The sequence below is a fragment of the Streptomyces albidicamelliae genome (assembly GCF_025642175.1).
Taxonomy (GTDB): domain Bacteria; phylum Actinomycetota; class Actinomycetes; order Streptomycetales; family Streptomycetaceae; genus Streptomyces; species Streptomyces albidocamelliae.
The window spans coordinates 3,075,884-3,090,109 of sequence record NZ_CP106795.1 but is presented as its reverse complement, the minus strand read 5'-3'; the positions used below and the strand labels follow the sequence as shown (position 1 = coordinate 3,090,109).

Below are 14,226 nucleotides of genomic sequence, written 5' to 3'. Positions count from 1 at the left end.
TTCCCTCCTACCGGTGCTGCTGCTGCGCGGCCGTGACCCGTCGTTCGCCCGGGTCGTGACCGGTGACGACCACCGTGGCGCCCTGGGCGAGCAGTTGGGGTCCGGGGAAGTCGACGGGGACGGGCTTCATGTCGACGGGCTGGTCCGGGGTGGGGTTGGGCGGCGGGAAGGGGGCGGCCGTCTCGATCAGCCCCCGGTAGTGGTCGAGCCACTTCGCGTTGTTGAAGCTCACCGCCGCGGTGACCCGGCCCCGGTAGCCGTACGCGGCGACGAAGCGGCGGTCGGCCACCGATCCCTGGGTGACGGCCACCTCGTCCGCGAACGTCGGTACGCCGACGGACTTGATGTTGACGCCGAACTGGATCGACCAGAACACCGGGAGGGTCAGGTGGGGCCAGCGGTCGGCCTGGCCGCTGACCATGTTGTGCGCCGCGACCTCCGCCTGCTCCACGGCGTTGGCCCAGTGCTCAAGCGAGATGAGCCGGTACTCGTAGACCGGGTTCGGGCAGCGTGCCACGTCCCCCGCGGCGAAGATGTCGTCGGTGATCAGGCCGTCGAGGGTGAGGGCGCGGCAGCCCGTGTCGCAGGCGATGCCCCAGACCCCGGCCGCCAGCCCCGAGTCGCGCAGCCACTCGGTGTTGCGGATGCCGCCGAGCGCCACCACGGCCACGTCGGCGTCGACGGTGCTGCCGTCGTCGAAGTGCGCGCGGCGGAAGTGTCCTTGGGCGTCGCCCTCCAGCCGGGTCACCTTGACCCCGCAGCGCAGGTCGACCCCGTGGGCGCGCTGCATGTCGGCGGCGACCTCACCGACCATGGCACCGAGCGCGCCCACCAGCGGGGCCGGCGCCAGTTCGGCGACGGTGACCGCGATGCCGCGTTCACGGCAGATGGAGGCGATCTCGGAGCCGGTGAACCCGGCACCGATGACCAGCACCCGGGACGGGCCGGCGGCGACGGCCCGCTGCAGGCCCTCGGCGTGCTCCCGCGTACGCAGGACGAACACGCCGTCCAGGGCCGCCTCGCTCTCCACGAACCAGGGACGGGCCCGCACCCCGGTGGAGATCAGCACCCGGTCGAAGGGGATCTCGCGTCCGTCGGCGAGCCGCACCTGGTTGCCGGCCAGGTCCAGCCCACTGGCGGGGACGCCCAGCAGCCATTCCGCGTCGATGTGCCGGCGCCTGGGCAGGGTCGTGCCGTCGGCCGGCACCCAGCCGGTCAGCACCTGCTTGGACAGGGGCGGCCGGTCGTAGGGTTCGCCCAGCTCGTCGCCGATCATGGTCAGTGATCCGGTGAACCCTTCCTCGCGCAGGGTCTCCGCGGCCCGGAGCCCCGCCAGCGACGCACCGACGATCACGATGCGGCCGTCGCGCCTGAACGCCTGGAGGTTGTCGGCGCTGGTCATGATCGCGATGCCTCCACCGGTGCGTCCCGACCCTCCAACTGGTCGACCAGGATGGCCTGCACCGGACAGGCCGCCGCGGCGCGCAGGACCTGCTCGCGCCGGGCGTCGTCCGGGGTCGGGTCGTACATCAGCGCTTCCTCGCCGTGCATCCGGAACGCGTCCGGAGCCAAGAACGCACACTGCGCGTACCCCTGACACCGGGAAAGATCAACGACAATTCTCATCCCGACCTCCACGTGCACTGCGGGTCGTGGGCCCTGGCGCCGGCGCCGGCACGGCGCGCGACGAACCTCGGTGAGAAGATGAGGCGGAGGGCCACCCGGCCGCGGTGAGAGGGAGAGCGCCGCCTTCGCCGGGTCCCCGCGGAGGGAGACCGCCGCGCACGAGGCGACCGGCGTCCGCGGAACCGCCCAGGGAACCTGAGCCCGGAGAATCCGGGCCCGCAGGACACGAGCCCGGAGAACCGACCTTGTTGTGAGGAAAGCGTATCCCTCGCCCTTATGGCCTGCACTCCAGGCGAGGGAGGCTCTCTCGCCGGCCGCGCGCTCATGCGGCCGGGACGACGTCGGGCCGCCGTCCGCCACGACGGCGCGACTCCTCCAGGTGCCGGAGGTTCGCATGGGACAAGTGCTGGGTGACGTACTGGGCCTGGCGGCCGGTGTCGCCGTCAGCCCCCTTCCGGTCATCGCCCTCATCATCGTGCTGGCGACGCCGCACGGGCGAGTGAACGGGCTGGTGTTCACCGTGGGCTGGGTGGTGGGGCTCTCGGTCCTGGGCGCGGTGACGCTGGCCGTCGGCGGTCAGGAGGACGCCGGGGGCGACGGGCAGCCGGCCGCGTGGGTGGGGGCCCTCAAGCTCGCGCTGGGTGTGGCGCTGGTCCTGTTCGGCGTGAAGCTGTGGCGCCGTCGCCCCGCCGACGTCACGCAGGCGCAGTTGCCCGCGTGGATGGCCACGATCGACCGCTTCACACCGGTGAAGATCTTCCTCCTCGCCCTCGTGCTGTCGGCGGGGAACCTGAAGAACGCCCCGCTGACCATCGCCGCTGCGGCGTCCATCAGTTCGTCGGGGCTGCCGGTGGGACAGCAGATCGCCGCGCTGGCGATCTTCGTGGTCATCGCCTCCCTGGGGCTGCTGACCCCCCTCGTGGTCTACCTGGTCATGCGGGAGCGGGCGAGGGGCATGCTGGGCAACTGGAAGGAATGGGCCGCGCGGCACAACACGGCTGTCATGGCCGTCCTGTTCTTCGTGTTCGGGCTGAAGCTGCTGGGGGACGGCATCGACGTGCTGGTCTCCTGACCGGTACCGGGCCGGCCGGTCCCGTCCGTCCGGCCGGCCCGTGGCGCGGGTCCCCGGTCCTACGGAGTCCCGTAGCGCGCGGCGATGTCCTCGGAGGCCGCCCACCGGCTGTACGTCGGCGACTGGGGCCAGCCCTCGGGGGAGTCCTGCCACTGCTCCTGGCGTCCGTACGGCAGGAGGTCGATCAGCGCGAAGGTGTGGCTGAGCTGCTCGGTGCCCCGGCCGTCGGTGTGCCAGGTGCGATAGACCGTGTCGCCGTCCCGGAGGAACACGTTGACCGCGAATCCTCCGTCGGGCGGCGCGCCGACATCGGCACCGAAGGAGCTGTCGGCGGTCGAGTACCAGGTCATCAGGTTGCCCACCCGCTGCCGGTAGGCGAGCGCCTCCTTGATCGGGCCCTGGGTGACGACGACGAAGCGCGCGTCGTAGTCGTCCAGGAACTCCAGGCGGGTGAACTGCGAGGTGAACCCGGTGCAGCCGGGGCACTGCCATTCCTTGCCGGCGGACCACATGTGGTGGTAGACGATCAGCTGCCTCTTGCCCTCGAAGACGTCCGCCAGCCGGACGGGGCCGTGCTCGCCCTCGAGGAGGTAGTCGGGCATCTCGACCATCGGCAGGCGGCGGCGCTGGGCGGCGACGGCGTCGAGTTCGCGGGTCGCCGCCTTCTCCCGGGCACGCAGTGCCTCCAGCTCGCGCTTCCAGGTCGCGGTGTCGACGACGGGTGGCAGTGCTCGGTCGGTCATGGTTCCTCACAGAGCTCGTGCGCGGGCTTCGCTTGCGCAGGGTGGACCCCGCCGCGCTCCGGAACTCATCGGTCACCGGGCCAGGGGGGGCGCGAAGCCAGGCCCTAGCGGGGGTCCGGCCGCTCCGTGGTGGGCCGCCGGTCGGCGAGGATCATCGCCACGTCGTCCGCGAGGCCGCCCCCGGTGTGCCGGACCAGCGCCCGGTGCAGCTGCTCCAGGAACGCCTGCGGTGAGATGCCGCCGCCGATCCCTTCCATGGCGCGCGGCAGGGCGAAGAACTCCCCCCGCCCGTCGCGCGCCTCGATGACGCCGTCGGTGTACAGCAGCAGCCGGTCGCCCGGGGCGAACGGATAGCTGTCGGGCTTGTCGGGGAAGTCGGCGACCAGGTCCTCCAGGCCCAGCGGCGGCAGCGGCGCGGGCGGCACCAGCGGCGTCGTCCTGCCCTCGTGGAGCAGCAGGGGCGGCGGGTGACCCCGGTTGACCACCTGCACCACCGGCTCGTTCGGCACCTGCGCGACGAGCGCCGTGATGAACCCCTCCAGCAGCACCTCCTCGTCGTACGCGCCCGGTTTGGCGACCTCCCGGCGCAGCGCGGCCGAGCAGCGGTTCATGACCTCCACGAGTTCGTCCTCGTAGTGCACCGCCTCCCGGAACGCGCCCAGCACCACGGCCACGGCCCGGATCGCGGACAGTCCCTTGCCCCGGACGTCGCCCACGATCATCCGGACGCCGAACGGGGTCTGCACGGCCTCGTACAGATCCCCGCCGACCCGGGCCCCCGTCCCCGCCGCCAGGCACAGGCTGCCCGCCGACACCGGGCCCAGCCGCGCGGGCACGGGCCGCAGCACGACGTCCTGGGCCGCCACGGCGATCCGGCGGACCTGGTCGAGCTCCCGCTGTCTGCGTGCCCGCACGGCGCTGCTCGTGACGAAGCCGGCCGCGGTGACCAGGCCCAGGGCGAGGAAGTTCGTGTAGACCTGCAAGGTGCCCCAGGCGCTGTTGTACGCCGCGGTGGCCACGCTGATGGCCAGCGCGAGCGCCGCGGCGGCGGCCGTGCCCCGCGGCCCCAGCGTTACGGCCGCCAGCGCCGGTACGGCGGTGAGCAGCGGGCCGGTGTAGATGAAGTGCGCGGGCGTGAGCTCGATGACCAGCACGGCCAGCGCGATCGCGAAGGGCACGCACTGCATCAGCGTGAACAGCATCCGGCCCCGGCCGCCTGCTCCCGGCCCGGTCGGCGCGCGCAGGAGCGACTTCATGCCCCCAGCCTGCCTCGCCCGGCCCCGCCGCTCCACTCGCGCCCCCCGCCACCGGGACCGGACCGGAACCACCCCCGGGGGGTGAGGCGGCCGCCGCCGGGCCGGGCGATTCTGCGGGTGCACGGTGACGGGGCACGAGGTGCGGCCGGAGGGCCGGGCGAGGGAAGGGGAGCGGATGGCCGACGACAGAGCCGCCCGCTTGGCGGAGTTCATCCAGCCGCTGCGGGTCGAGCCCGGCCGGAGCGTCGACCTGGCGACGGACTTCGACCCCGGCTACCGGGCCGGTGTCCACAAGAAGAAGGACGGCGTCGAGCTGCTGCGGACGGGCACCGAGCTGCTCGCCGACTACCAGGCGCGGCTGGCCGCGCAGAACACCTACGGGGTGCTGGTGTGCCTCCAGGCGCTGGACGCGGGCGGCAAGGACGGGACGATCCGGCACGTGATGAGCGGGGTCAATCCCCAGGGTGTGACCGTGTCCTCGTTCAAGGTCCCCTCGTCCGAGGAACTCGATCACGACTATCTGTGGCGCTACGCCTGCCGCCTTCCCCGGCGCGGCGAGATCGGCATCTTCAACCGCTCCCACTACGAGGAGGTCCTGGTGGTCCGGGTGCACCCGGAGAACCTGACCCGGCAGAACCTGCCCGAGTCGGCGCGCGGGCCGGACGTGTGGGCGCGGCGCTACCGCGAGATCAACGACTGGGAGCGGTACCTCAGCGACAACGGCTTCAGGATCGTCAAGCTGTTCCTGAACCTGTCGAAGGAGGAGCAGCGCCTGCGGTTCCTCAAGCGCATCGACGTGCCCGAGCGGAACTGGAAGTTCTCACCGGCGGACGTCCGTGAACGCGCCCGGTGGGACGACTACCAGCGCGCCTTCTCGCAGATGCTGTCGGCCACCAGCACGGAATGGGCGCCGTGGTACGTGCTTCCGGCCGACCACAAGTGGTTCGCGCGGCTGTGCGCCTCCTCGGTGCTGGTCCACACCCTGATGGACATCGACCCCCAGTACCCGCGCGTGAGCGAGCAGACCCTGCGGGAACTGGCCCGGGTCCGGGAGGAGTTGGAGGGCGAGGCGCCCGAGGGGGCGGTGCCCGACCCGTACGCGGCCCCGGGCGCGAAGGCCGGGCGCAGGAGCGGGCGTCCCGGCGGGAAGGGATAGCGGCCGGGAGTGCCGAGCGGGGACGGCGGACCGGAAGGACGTGTCATGACCGTGCAGAAGGATGCCCTGGAGGGGAAGGCCGAGCGGGGCCGGGAGTGGTACGCACTTCCGGCGCGGGACGTCGCCGCCGCGTTCGGGGTGGACACGGCCGAGGGGCTGTCGCCGGCGCGGGCGGCACAACTCCTGCGCGCCCACGGCGCGAACGCCCTGCCGGAGGAGAAGCCGCTGCCCGGCTGGCGCCGCTACCTGGCGCAGTACCGCAGCTACATGCAACTGGTCCTGGTGGGCGCGGCCGTGGTGTCCCTGGTGATCGAGGAGTGGACCACCGGGGTGCTGCTGCTGGTGCTGACGGTCCTCAACGCGGTGGTGGGCATGCGCCAGGAGGGCAAGGCGGAGAGCGCCATGAACGCCCTCAAGTCGATGATGAAGGCCACCGCCCGGGTGCGCAGGGACGGGGCTGAGTCGCGGATCCCGGCCGAGGAGGTCGTCGTCGGCGACGTCGTGCTGATCGCCGCCGGGGACGAGGTGCCGGCCGACGGCCGCATCGTCGAGGCGCACGCGCTGCAGATCGACGAGTCGGCCCTGACCGGCGAGAGCGTGCCGGTCGCCAAGGGGGCCGGCGTACTGGCCGGAACCGGCCTCGGCCCCGGGGACCGCACGAACATGGCGTTCATGAACACCCCCGTCACCCACGGCAGCGGGACGGTGGTGGTGACGGGGACGGGGGCGGACACCGAACTCGGCCGGATATCCGGGATGCTCTCGGCGACGCCGCGCGAGGCCTCGCCGCTGACCCGGGAACTGGACCGGCTCACCCTGTGGATCACGGGTGCGGCCGGAGCGACGATGATCGTGATGTTCGTCCTCGGGCGCAGCCGCGGCGAGGCGTGGGACGCCCTGTTCGTGAGCGCGGTCTCCCTGGCCATCGCCGCCATTCCGGAGGCCCTGCCGACGGTGACGCAGACCATCCTCTCGCTGGGCGGGGTCGATCTTGCCCGGCGCGAGGCGATCGTCAAGGACCTGCCGTCGGTGGAGTCGCTGGGGTTCACCTCGGCGATCAACTCCGACAAGACCGGCACGCTCACCATGAACCAGATGACGGCCGTGGAGGTCGTCGATCCGGGCGACCGCTACACCGTCTCCGGCACCGGGTACGGCCTGGAGGGCAGGATCCACCACGCCGCGGGCAGCTCGCCCGGCATCGAGGACGCGATCCTGCCGTATCTGATCGCCAACGACGCCCGGCTCGTGGACGGCAAGGTGGTCGGGGACCCCACCGAGGGCGCCCTGCTGGTGCTGGGCCACAAGGCGGGACTGGACATGGAGGCCACCAGGGAGCGGTTCCCGAGGCTGGCCACCCTGCCGTTCGACCCCGCGTACAAGCTGATGGCGACGTTCACCCGGACCACGGACGAGGCCGGCCGGCCGGTGGTGCGGTGCTTCGTGAAGGGGGCGGCGCCCGCGGTGACGGCCCGGGCCGCCACCGCGCTCGCCAGGGGGACGGCAGTTCCGTGGGACGCCGAGGCGCGGCGCCGGGCCCAGGAGCACATCGACCGCATGGGCGGCGCGGGCCTGCGGGTGATGGCCGCCGCACGGCGCGACCTCGACCCCGCGGACTTCGACCCCGAGGGCGACCTGCTCGGGTACGTGACCGGGCTTGAGATGACGAGCCTGGTGGGGATGGTCGACCCGCCGCGCAAGGAGTCGCGGGCGGCGGTGGCCGACGCGCAGGCGGCCCACATCCGGGTCCGGATGGTCACCGGCGACGACGTCGTCACGGGTGCCGCCATCGCCCGGCAGCTCGGGATCGAGGGCGAGGCCATGCTCGGCGCGGACTTCGCGGCCCTGCCCGAGAGCGAGCGGCTCGCCCGTATCGACGGCATCGGCGTGGTCGGCCGGGTCGCCCCGGAGCACAAGGTGCTGCTCGCCGACACCCTGAAGCAGCGGGGCCATGTGGTGGCCATGACCGGGGACGGCGTGAACGACGCCCCGGCCATCAAGGCCGCGGACATCGGGATCGCCATGGGCTCCGGCACGGAGGTCGCCAAGAACGCCGGGCGCATGGTGCTCTCCGACGACAACTTCGCCACCATCGTCTTCGCCGTCGAGCAGGGCCGGAAGATCTACGACAACCTCACCAAGTACATCCGCTTCGTGCTGGTGCTGCTCGTCGTCTTCGTCCTGACGTTCCTGGGCGCCGCGGTGTTCGACATCGCCGGCGGGGAGCCCTTCACCCCGGCGCAGGTGCTGTGGATCCACTTCTTCGTCAACGCGGCCTTCGGCCTCGCCCTGGGCTTCGACCGGCAGAGCCCGGGCCTGATGCGGCGCCGGCCCCGCCCCCGCGGCATGCCCGTGCTGACCAGGAGCGTGCTGGTCACGGTCGGGCTCTCCGGCCTGGTGATCACCATCGCCCTGCTGTTCCTGATCAAGCTCGGCGAGGACCGCTTCGGCAGCGTCGCGGTGGGCCAGTCGATGGCGTTCACCTCCTTCGCGCTGTGCCTCGTCGTCGCCGCGCTGGAGTGCCGCAGCGAGACGGAGACCGTGCTCACGACGGCCAGTTTCGACAGCAAGCAGATGAACTGGGCCATGTTCGTCGAGTTCGTCCTCGCGATCATGGTGACCCAGCTGGACGCCTTCCGCAGGCTGCTCGGCACGACCCGGCTGGACCTCCCGGAGTTCGCCTGGACCCTGGTGCCGCCGCTGGTGCTGCTCCTCCTGTGGGAGCTCGGCAAGTGGCTCGTGCGATGGACCGGCGGGCCGAGCGTACGGAAGTGAGCCGGTCGTGGCGTGCCCGGTGGCGGGAGGCGGGCCGCCGGTTCGACGAGAGCGGTCCGGGCCGGCTGTGGGGGCGCCTCGCCGCGGTCGACTTCTTCGGGCACTCCTTCCAGCTGGCCGCCCTGGCACTCCTGTGCTTCTTCCCGTTCCTGATCATCATCACGGCGGCGTCGGGCCGGGAGGCGGCCGACGTGGTCGCCGGCTGGCTGGGACTGGACCAGCAGGCCGCCGAGGCCGTGTCGACCCTGTTCGCGCCCACGACGAACTCGTACACCCTCACCGTGACCAGCGCCGTCCTGCTGCTCCTCGGCGTCATGGCCGTGGCCGGCACCCTGCAGAGCTGGTACCGGATGCTGTTCGACGCTCCCGGGAGCGTCACGCGGAACACCGTGGCGCGACTCGCCTGGCTCGTCGGCCTGTTCGCCTACGTCGCCGTGCAGGCCGCGCTCGGCAGGGTGCTCGGCGGATGGTTCCTGCCCGCTCTGACCGGCTTCCTGTGGGCGGTCGCCTTCTGGTGGGGCAGCATGTACGTCCTGCTCGCCGGGGCGGTGCGCTGGCGTGTCCTGCTCCCTCCGGCGCTGGTCACCAGCGTGTGCTGGACCGGCCTCGGGGTCTTCTCCGCGCACTGGTTCTCGGCGGCCGTCGTGGCCAACGAGGAGAAGTACGGCCCCATCGGAGTCGTCATGGTCATCCTGTCCTGGCTGGTCGCCGTCGGCGTGGTCATCCACCTGGGCGCGATCGTGGGGCGCGCCTGGCGGTCCGGGCTCAGGGGGTGATTTCGTGCTGGTGGCCGCCGCGCCAATCGGCCGGCAGGACGGTCGTGTCGTCGGCGAGGCGGCCCGCGTTGTGGTCGAGGACGGCACGCATCAGACGGCGCAGCGTCTCGTGCAGCAACTGCCGGTCGGAGTGGTGCCGGACGACGTGGTCGACGAACCGGTCACGGCCGAACTCGCGGCCCTGGGGCGTCGCGGGCCTCCAGGACGCCGTCGGTGTACAGCGACAGCCGGTCACCCGGTTCCAGCTGCTGGTGGCACTCGGTGACGGGCAGGTTCAGGTCGGTGCCCATCGGGCCGGCGGGCGGGCAGCCCAGTTCGACGACCCGCCGGTTGCCGCGGATCAGGAGCGGCGGGTGGTGTCCGCGGTCGATCCACACCAGCCGCCCGTCGGCGAGGTCCAGGCCGGCCAGGATGCCGGTGACGTAGCGGCCGGTGCCGAAATGGCTCATGAGCATGGACTCGACGGCCCGGCCGGCGTCGATCAGCGAGGCACCCCTGGGAGCTGGAATCACACCCCCTTGCCCGCCGGGCAGCCGGGCGACCCCGGTTCACACGTGCCGGTCTTCCAGGCGGGCGGGCACCGGTGGCCACCGGCGCGCCTGGCGGCGGACGTGGCGGCCTGGCGCTCCTGGTACCGGCGCTCGGTGGTGCTGGACGCGCTCGAGTACCTCCACCAGCACCGCCCGGCCGGCCGCCCGTGACTCCCGCCGGGGGCCGTCCCGGCGGTCACGCCGTTCTCCGCCACCCGGGTTCCAGGCTGTCGAGGAGGGCGTGGAAGGCCTGGTCGGCGCGGTCCCAGTGGCCGTCCGCGAGCGGGGCGGCCAGAAGGCCGAAACAGGCGTCGGTCAGGAGGGTGGCCTGCGTCCGGGCCCGGTCCCGGTCCATACCGAGGTCGCGGAGGAACGAGGTGAGCAGGTCCGTCCAGGCGACGACGACGTCGCGCATGACCGGCCCGTAGCGGTCCGGATGCAGGACACCGGCGCTCATGATCTCGAGGTAGAGGGGGAGGGCGGCCCGCACTTCGGGGTCGCGGAACTGCCGCCACACCTCCTCCAGGAAGCGGCGCAGCTCCGCGGGGGTGGTGGGCGGGCCGATCGTCTCCAGGAGTTCCCGGGTGCGCAGCAGGGGGCGCCGCTCGTACACGGCGAGTGCCTCGGCGACCATGCGTTCCTTGGTGCCGAAGTAGTAGAGGAGCATCCGGTCACTGGTGCCGAGGGCCTTGGCCAGCGGACGCAGGGAGAGGTCCGCCAGGCCGTTGCGCAGCACGTACGCGCGGACCCGGTCGAGAAGGTCGCGCCGCTTGGCCGGATCGGGCGGACGAGGCATGAAAGCTCCTGTCGGCGAGCGGAGAGGCGCCGGGGATGTCCGGTACGAAAGCTTTTGGGCAGGTATTTACTGTAGCAAGCGCTACGTGTATATTTCTTGGTGTAGCGACCGCTACGTGTACGAGCCCTGGTGCTTACCCGGCGCACTCACCGGCAAACCGTCATACATGAGAGGACTGATTCCCATGGCCGCTGTGGCCACCGGTCGCCGCCCTGTCGTCGCTCGGCGCGGTGGGCGGCCGAAGCGCGCCGCCGCGAACTCCTGGGCCGTCCGGCAGTGGGCCCTTTGGTCCCGCATGCTCTCGCCGTTGCGGCCGCTGGACGCGCCGCGTGGCCGTGCCACCGACTGGGACGCCTCCTGGCCCCTGGCCGAGGAACCGGTCTCGGTGCGCCGCGCCCGGCGCCTGGTCACCGCCCAGCTGACCGAGTGGGCCGTGGCCGACCTGTCCGACACCGCCGAGCTCCTCGTCAGTGAACTGGTCACCAACGCCCTGCGGCACACGCGCGGCCCGCTCCGGCTGAACCTGCGGCTGCGCGACTCCCGCCTGGTGTGCGAGGTCGAGGACACCGAGTCCGCGGGCCCCGTACGCAACGTCGTCGGCCCGGACGCGGAGGGCGGACGCGGAACCGAACTGCTGGACCTGCTCGCCGCCGCCTGGGGCACCGAACGGACCCCCACCGGCAAGAGCGTCTGGTTCGAACTGCACGGCGAGGACGGCTCCGCCGGTAACGCGCCCTCCGCCGACTGAGCGCTCCGGCGACCGTCGGCGCGGCCCGCGGGCGGGAACGCCCGGCGGATCCCGCGCTGTTGCGCGGGGCGGCGGCCCGGCGTGGAATCAAGTGTGAGGCTCTTCGGCAGCGCCCTGTCCGCCGACCGCCCCGCTCCCGGCACCGGGGTCGGCCGGAAGGGGCTCAAGAACGACGCCCTGGGCCTGTTCTCGTCGGTCGTCATGGGGCTGGCCTCCGCCGGCCCGGCGTACAGCCTCGCCGCCACGCTGGGCATCATCGTGGCGGGGGTCGGACTGCAGTCCCCGATCGTCACCATGCTGGCCTTCGTCCCGATGCTGCTGGTCGCGAGCGCCTTCCGGGAGCTCAACGCGAGCGACGCCGACTGCGGCACCACCTTCACCTGGGGGACCCGCGCCTTCGGGCCGCGCACCGGCTGGATGGGCGGCTGGGCGCTCATCGTCGCCAACGTCGTCGTCATGGTGAACCTCGCCGAGATCGCCGGTATCTACGGCTTCCGCCTGGTGGGCCTCGACGGGATGGGGGAGAGCCGGCTCTGGGTCACGGTGGCCGGCGTCGTCTGGATCGCCGTGCTGACCGCGGTCTGCTACGTCGGCATCGAGTTCTCGGCGACCGTCCAGCGCTGGCTGCTCTGCGCGGAAGTGCTGATGCTGGTCCTCTTCGCCGTCGCCGCGCTGGTCCGGGTGTACACCGACCCCCCGCCGACCGCGATCCACGTCTCCGCCTCCTGGTTCAACCCCTTCCAGGTGTCGTCGATGAGGGACCTGACCGCGGGCATCCTCGCCGGGGTCTTCATCTACTGGGGCTGGGACACCGCCTTCTCGGTCAACGAGGAGACCGTCGACAGCACCCGCGTCCCGGGGCGCGCCGCGGTGACGTCGATCGTCCTGCTCCTGGTCATGTACGGGCTGGTGGCCACCTCGGCGCAGGCGTTCGCCGGAGTGGGCGACTCGGGCATCGGGCTCGGCAACCCGGCGAACTGGGACGACGTGTTCTCCGGGCTGGGCGAGGCCGTGTTCGGCAGCCGGGCCACCGGGCTGATCCTCTCCCGCGTGCTGCTCCTCATGGTGCTGACGTCCGCGCTGGCGTCCGCGCAGACCACCATCCTGCCCCTGGCCAGAACCGTCTTCTCCATGGCCGTCCACAAGGCCGTCCCCGCCCGCTTCGCCCGGATCCACCGCAGGTACCTCACCCCGACCTGGGGGACCCTCGGCATGGGCGCCGCGTCGATCGTGCTGCTGGTCCTGCTGTCCTCGTTCAGCCGGAACATCGTGGCCGACTCGGTCGAATCGGTCGGACTCGCCATCGCGTTCCAGTACGGAGTGACCGGCTTCGCCTGCCTCTGGTACTACCGCAAGGTGCTCACCCGCAGCTTCCGGGACCTCGTCCTCAAGGGCGTGTTCCCGGCGCTCGGCGGGCTGATCATGGCGCTGCTGTTCCTGTACGCGGCCTTCGGCGTCTACGCGGACCCCGACTACGGCGCGACCAGCGTCGACGTGCCGCTGCTCGGGCCGATCGGCGGGGTCACCGTGCTGGGCCTCGGTGCCCTGCTGCTCGGGCTGCTGCTGATGCCGGTGGTCACCCGAGGCCACACGGTGGCCCTCAAGCTCCAGCGGAACCTGCTCCCGCGATGGCTGCCCCCGCACGTCGCCGTCGACTCGGCGAGCCGCTACCTGCCCGCCGACAGCGGGTCCGGCGTGGGCGGCGACTGGTACGACGTCATCCCCCTGTCGGGGACCCGGGTCGGCCTGGTCGTCGGGGACGTGCTCGGCCACGGCCTGCGGGCCGCGGCCACCATGGGGCGCATGCGCACCGGCGTCCAGGTGCTGGCCCGCCTCGACCTCAGCCCGGACGAGCTGCTGTCCCGCCTGGCCGACCTGCTGGAGCAGACCGCGCGGGAGAACGCGGCGGCCCACGGCCCGGGCCGGCCGCGGACACCCGCCGACGAGGCGCTCGGCGTGAGCTGCCTGTACGCGGTGTACGACCCCCTCACCGGCAGCTGCAGCCTGGCCCGGGCGGGCGAGCCGGTGCTGGCCGTCGTCGCCCCGCACACGGGAGCCGTCGACATCCCCGACCTGCCCACCGGACCGCCGCTGGGCATCGGCGGCCCGCCGTACCGGACCACGGAGATCCAGCTGGCGCCGGGCAGCACGGTCGCCCTCCTCACGGGCGGCCTCCTCCAGGCGGCCGACACCTGGGGCGCCGGGCTGGCACAGCTGTCCCGCGTCCTCGCCGGCACCGACCGGACGCCCCTGGAGGAGCTGTGCGACCGGGTGGTCGCCACCCTGCTGCCCGGCCCGGTGGACGAGGACGCGACACTGCTGGTGGTCCGCACCCGGCTGCTCGACCGCAACAGGTTCACCCAGTGGGAACTGCCCCCGGACCCGGCCGCGGTCGGCAGCATCCGCACCGCCGTCGGCAAGCAGCTGGGCGACTGGGGGATGGAGGACCTGGCGTTCGCCAGCGAGCTCATCATCAGCGAACTGGTCACCAACGCCATCCGGTACGTCGGCGGCCCCGTCCAGGTGCGCCTGATCCGCGACCGGACGCTGATCTGCGAGGTCTCCGACACCGGCCACACCACGCCCAACCTGCGGCACGCGGCGAGCGACGACGAGGGCGGCCGGGGCCTGTTCATCATCGCCCAGATGACCCACCAGTGGGGCACGCGCTACACCCCCACCGGCAAGACGATCTGGACCGAGCAGGACCTCTCGCCGCAGGACGGCCTCCCGTGACAACCGCCGTGC

At 72.4% G+C, this 14,226-nt stretch carries 14 protein-coding genes; 7 read left to right on the top strand and 7 right to left on the bottom strand.

Annotated features, from left to right (window positions below):
- Positions 1-7: 7 nt before the first annotated feature.
- Together N8I86_RS14280 and N8I86_RS14275 are read right to left on the bottom strand one after the other, a co-directional pair.
- A complete protein-coding gene (locus N8I86_RS14280; RefSeq protein ID WP_073893925.1) occupies positions 8-1,402 on the bottom strand; it encodes an NAD(P)/FAD-dependent oxidoreductase in 1,395 nt (464 codons plus the stop codon).
- Positions 1,399-1,626: a ferredoxin gene (locus N8I86_RS14275; RefSeq protein WP_073894175.1), complete on the bottom strand. Its 228-nt coding sequence runs from the start codon at positions 1,624-1,626 to the stop codon at positions 1,399-1,401. The genes N8I86_RS14280 and N8I86_RS14275 overlap by 4 nt, the downstream gene beginning before the upstream one ends.
- A 394-nt stretch (positions 1,627-2,020) precedes the next feature.
- Between N8I86_RS14275 and N8I86_RS14270 the strand changes: the two genes are divergently transcribed.
- Entirely contained in the window at positions 2,021-2,698 is a 678-nt protein-coding gene (locus N8I86_RS14270; protein ID WP_263277925.1) for a GAP family protein, read from the top strand.
- Positions 2,699-2,757: 59 nt separating this feature from the next.
- Here the strand turns inward: N8I86_RS14270 and N8I86_RS14265 are convergent, their stop codons facing one another.
- Together N8I86_RS14265 and N8I86_RS14260 are read right to left on the bottom strand one after the other, a co-directional pair.
- On the bottom strand, positions 2,758-3,441 hold the full coding sequence (locus N8I86_RS14265) for a DUF899 domain-containing protein (RefSeq protein WP_263277924.1): 684 nt from the start codon (positions 3,439-3,441) through the stop codon (positions 2,758-2,760).
- 104 nt (positions 3,442-3,545) lie between these two features.
- Positions 3,546-4,697 (bottom strand): PP2C family protein-serine/threonine phosphatase, encoded by a 1,152-nt coding sequence (locus tag N8I86_RS14260; protein ID WP_263277923.1) that lies wholly within the window; start codon positions 4,695-4,697, stop codon positions 3,546-3,548.
- Between the two features lie 175 nt (positions 4,698-4,872).
- On the opposite strand from N8I86_RS14260, the gene N8I86_RS14255 reads away from it, so the two are divergent.
- The 3 genes from N8I86_RS14255 to N8I86_RS14245 are packed head-to-tail and all read left to right on the top strand — an operon-like array spanning position 4,873 to position 9,404.
- Positions 4,873-5,853, top strand: a complete 981-nt coding sequence (locus N8I86_RS14255; protein ID WP_263277922.1) for a polyphosphate kinase 2 family protein — start codon at positions 4,873-4,875, stop codon at positions 5,851-5,853.
- A gap of 45 nt (positions 5,854-5,898) precedes the next feature.
- Complete coding sequence (locus tag N8I86_RS14250; RefSeq protein WP_263277921.1) at positions 5,899-8,628, top strand: cation-translocating P-type ATPase; 2,730 nt, start codon at positions 5,899-5,901, stop codon at positions 8,626-8,628.
- On the top strand, positions 8,625-9,404 hold the full coding sequence (locus tag N8I86_RS14245; protein ID WP_263277920.1) for a YihY/virulence factor BrkB family protein: 780 nt from the start codon (positions 8,625-8,627) through the stop codon (positions 9,402-9,404). The genes N8I86_RS14250 and N8I86_RS14245 overlap by 4 nt, the downstream gene beginning before the upstream one ends.
- Here N8I86_RS14245 and N8I86_RS39010 read toward each other — a convergent pair.
- Together N8I86_RS39010 and N8I86_RS14235 are read right to left on the bottom strand one after the other, a co-directional pair.
- On the bottom strand, positions 9,394-9,522 hold the full coding sequence (locus N8I86_RS39010) for a hypothetical protein (protein ID WP_317633606.1): 129 nt from the start codon (positions 9,520-9,522) through the stop codon (positions 9,394-9,396). The genes N8I86_RS14245 and N8I86_RS39010 overlap by 11 nt on opposite strands.
- Positions 9,523-9,565: 43 nt before the next feature.
- Positions 9,566-9,916, bottom strand: coding sequence for a PP2C family protein-serine/threonine phosphatase (locus tag N8I86_RS14235; protein ID WP_263277918.1), 351 nt, complete (start codon positions 9,914-9,916; stop codon positions 9,566-9,568).
- Between the two features lie 42 nt (positions 9,917-9,958).
- On the opposite strand from N8I86_RS14235, the gene N8I86_RS14230 reads away from it, so the two are divergent.
- Entirely contained in the window at positions 9,959-10,105 is a 147-nt protein-coding gene (locus tag N8I86_RS14230) for a hypothetical protein (protein ID WP_158075328.1), read from the top strand.
- Positions 10,106-10,130: 25 nt separating this feature from the next.
- On the opposite strand, the gene N8I86_RS14225 is transcribed toward N8I86_RS14230, so the two are convergent.
- Complete coding sequence (locus N8I86_RS14225) at positions 10,131-10,730, bottom strand: TetR/AcrR family transcriptional regulator (protein ID WP_073893908.1); 600 nt, start codon at positions 10,728-10,730, stop codon at positions 10,131-10,133.
- A gap of 184 nt (positions 10,731-10,914) precedes the next feature.
- Between N8I86_RS14225 and N8I86_RS14220 the strand changes: the two genes are divergently transcribed.
- Together N8I86_RS14220 and N8I86_RS14215 are read left to right on the top strand one after the other, a co-directional pair.
- Positions 10,915-11,478, top strand: a complete 564-nt coding sequence (locus tag N8I86_RS14220; RefSeq protein WP_263277917.1) for an ATP-binding protein — start codon at positions 10,915-10,917, stop codon at positions 11,476-11,478.
- Between the two features lie 93 nt (positions 11,479-11,571).
- Positions 11,572-14,214, top strand: coding sequence for a SpoIIE family protein phosphatase (locus N8I86_RS14215; protein WP_073893906.1), 2,643 nt, complete (start codon positions 11,572-11,574; stop codon positions 14,212-14,214).
- Positions 14,215-14,226 lie beyond the last annotated feature (12 nt).

What these genes read in the sequence shown, in the direction of transcription:
- N8I86_RS14250 (WP_263277921.1), top strand. Translation starts at nt 5,899, where the DNA reads ATGACCGTGCAGAAGGATGCCCTGGAGGGGAAGGCCGAGCGGGGCCGG.
- N8I86_RS14260 (WP_263277923.1), bottom strand. Translation starts at nt 4,697, where the DNA reads ATGAAGTCGCTCCTGCGCGCGCCGACCGGGCCGGGAGCAGGCGGCCGG.
- N8I86_RS14225 (WP_073893908.1), bottom strand. Translation starts at nt 10,730, where the DNA reads ATGCCTCGTCCGCCCGATCCGGCCAAGCGGCGCGACCTTCTCGACCGG.
- N8I86_RS14265 (WP_263277924.1), bottom strand. Translation starts at nt 3,441, where the DNA reads ATGACCGACCGAGCACTGCCACCCGTCGTCGACACCGCGACCTGGAAG.
- N8I86_RS14220 (WP_263277917.1), top strand. Translation starts at nt 10,915, where the DNA reads ATGGCCGCTGTGGCCACCGGTCGCCGCCCTGTCGTCGCTCGGCGCGGT.
- N8I86_RS14255 (WP_263277922.1), top strand. Translation starts at nt 4,873, where the DNA reads ATGGCCGACGACAGAGCCGCCCGCTTGGCGGAGTTCATCCAGCCGCTG.
- N8I86_RS14270 (WP_263277925.1), top strand. Translation starts at nt 2,021, where the DNA reads ATGGGACAAGTGCTGGGTGACGTACTGGGCCTGGCGGCCGGTGTCGCC.
- N8I86_RS14280 (WP_073893925.1), bottom strand. Translation starts at nt 1,402, where the DNA reads ATGACCAGCGCCGACAACCTCCAGGCGTTCAGGCGCGACGGCCGCATC.
- N8I86_RS14275 (WP_073894175.1), bottom strand. Translation starts at nt 1,626, where the DNA reads ATGAGAATTGTCGTTGATCTTTCCCGGTGTCAGGGGTACGCGCAGTGT.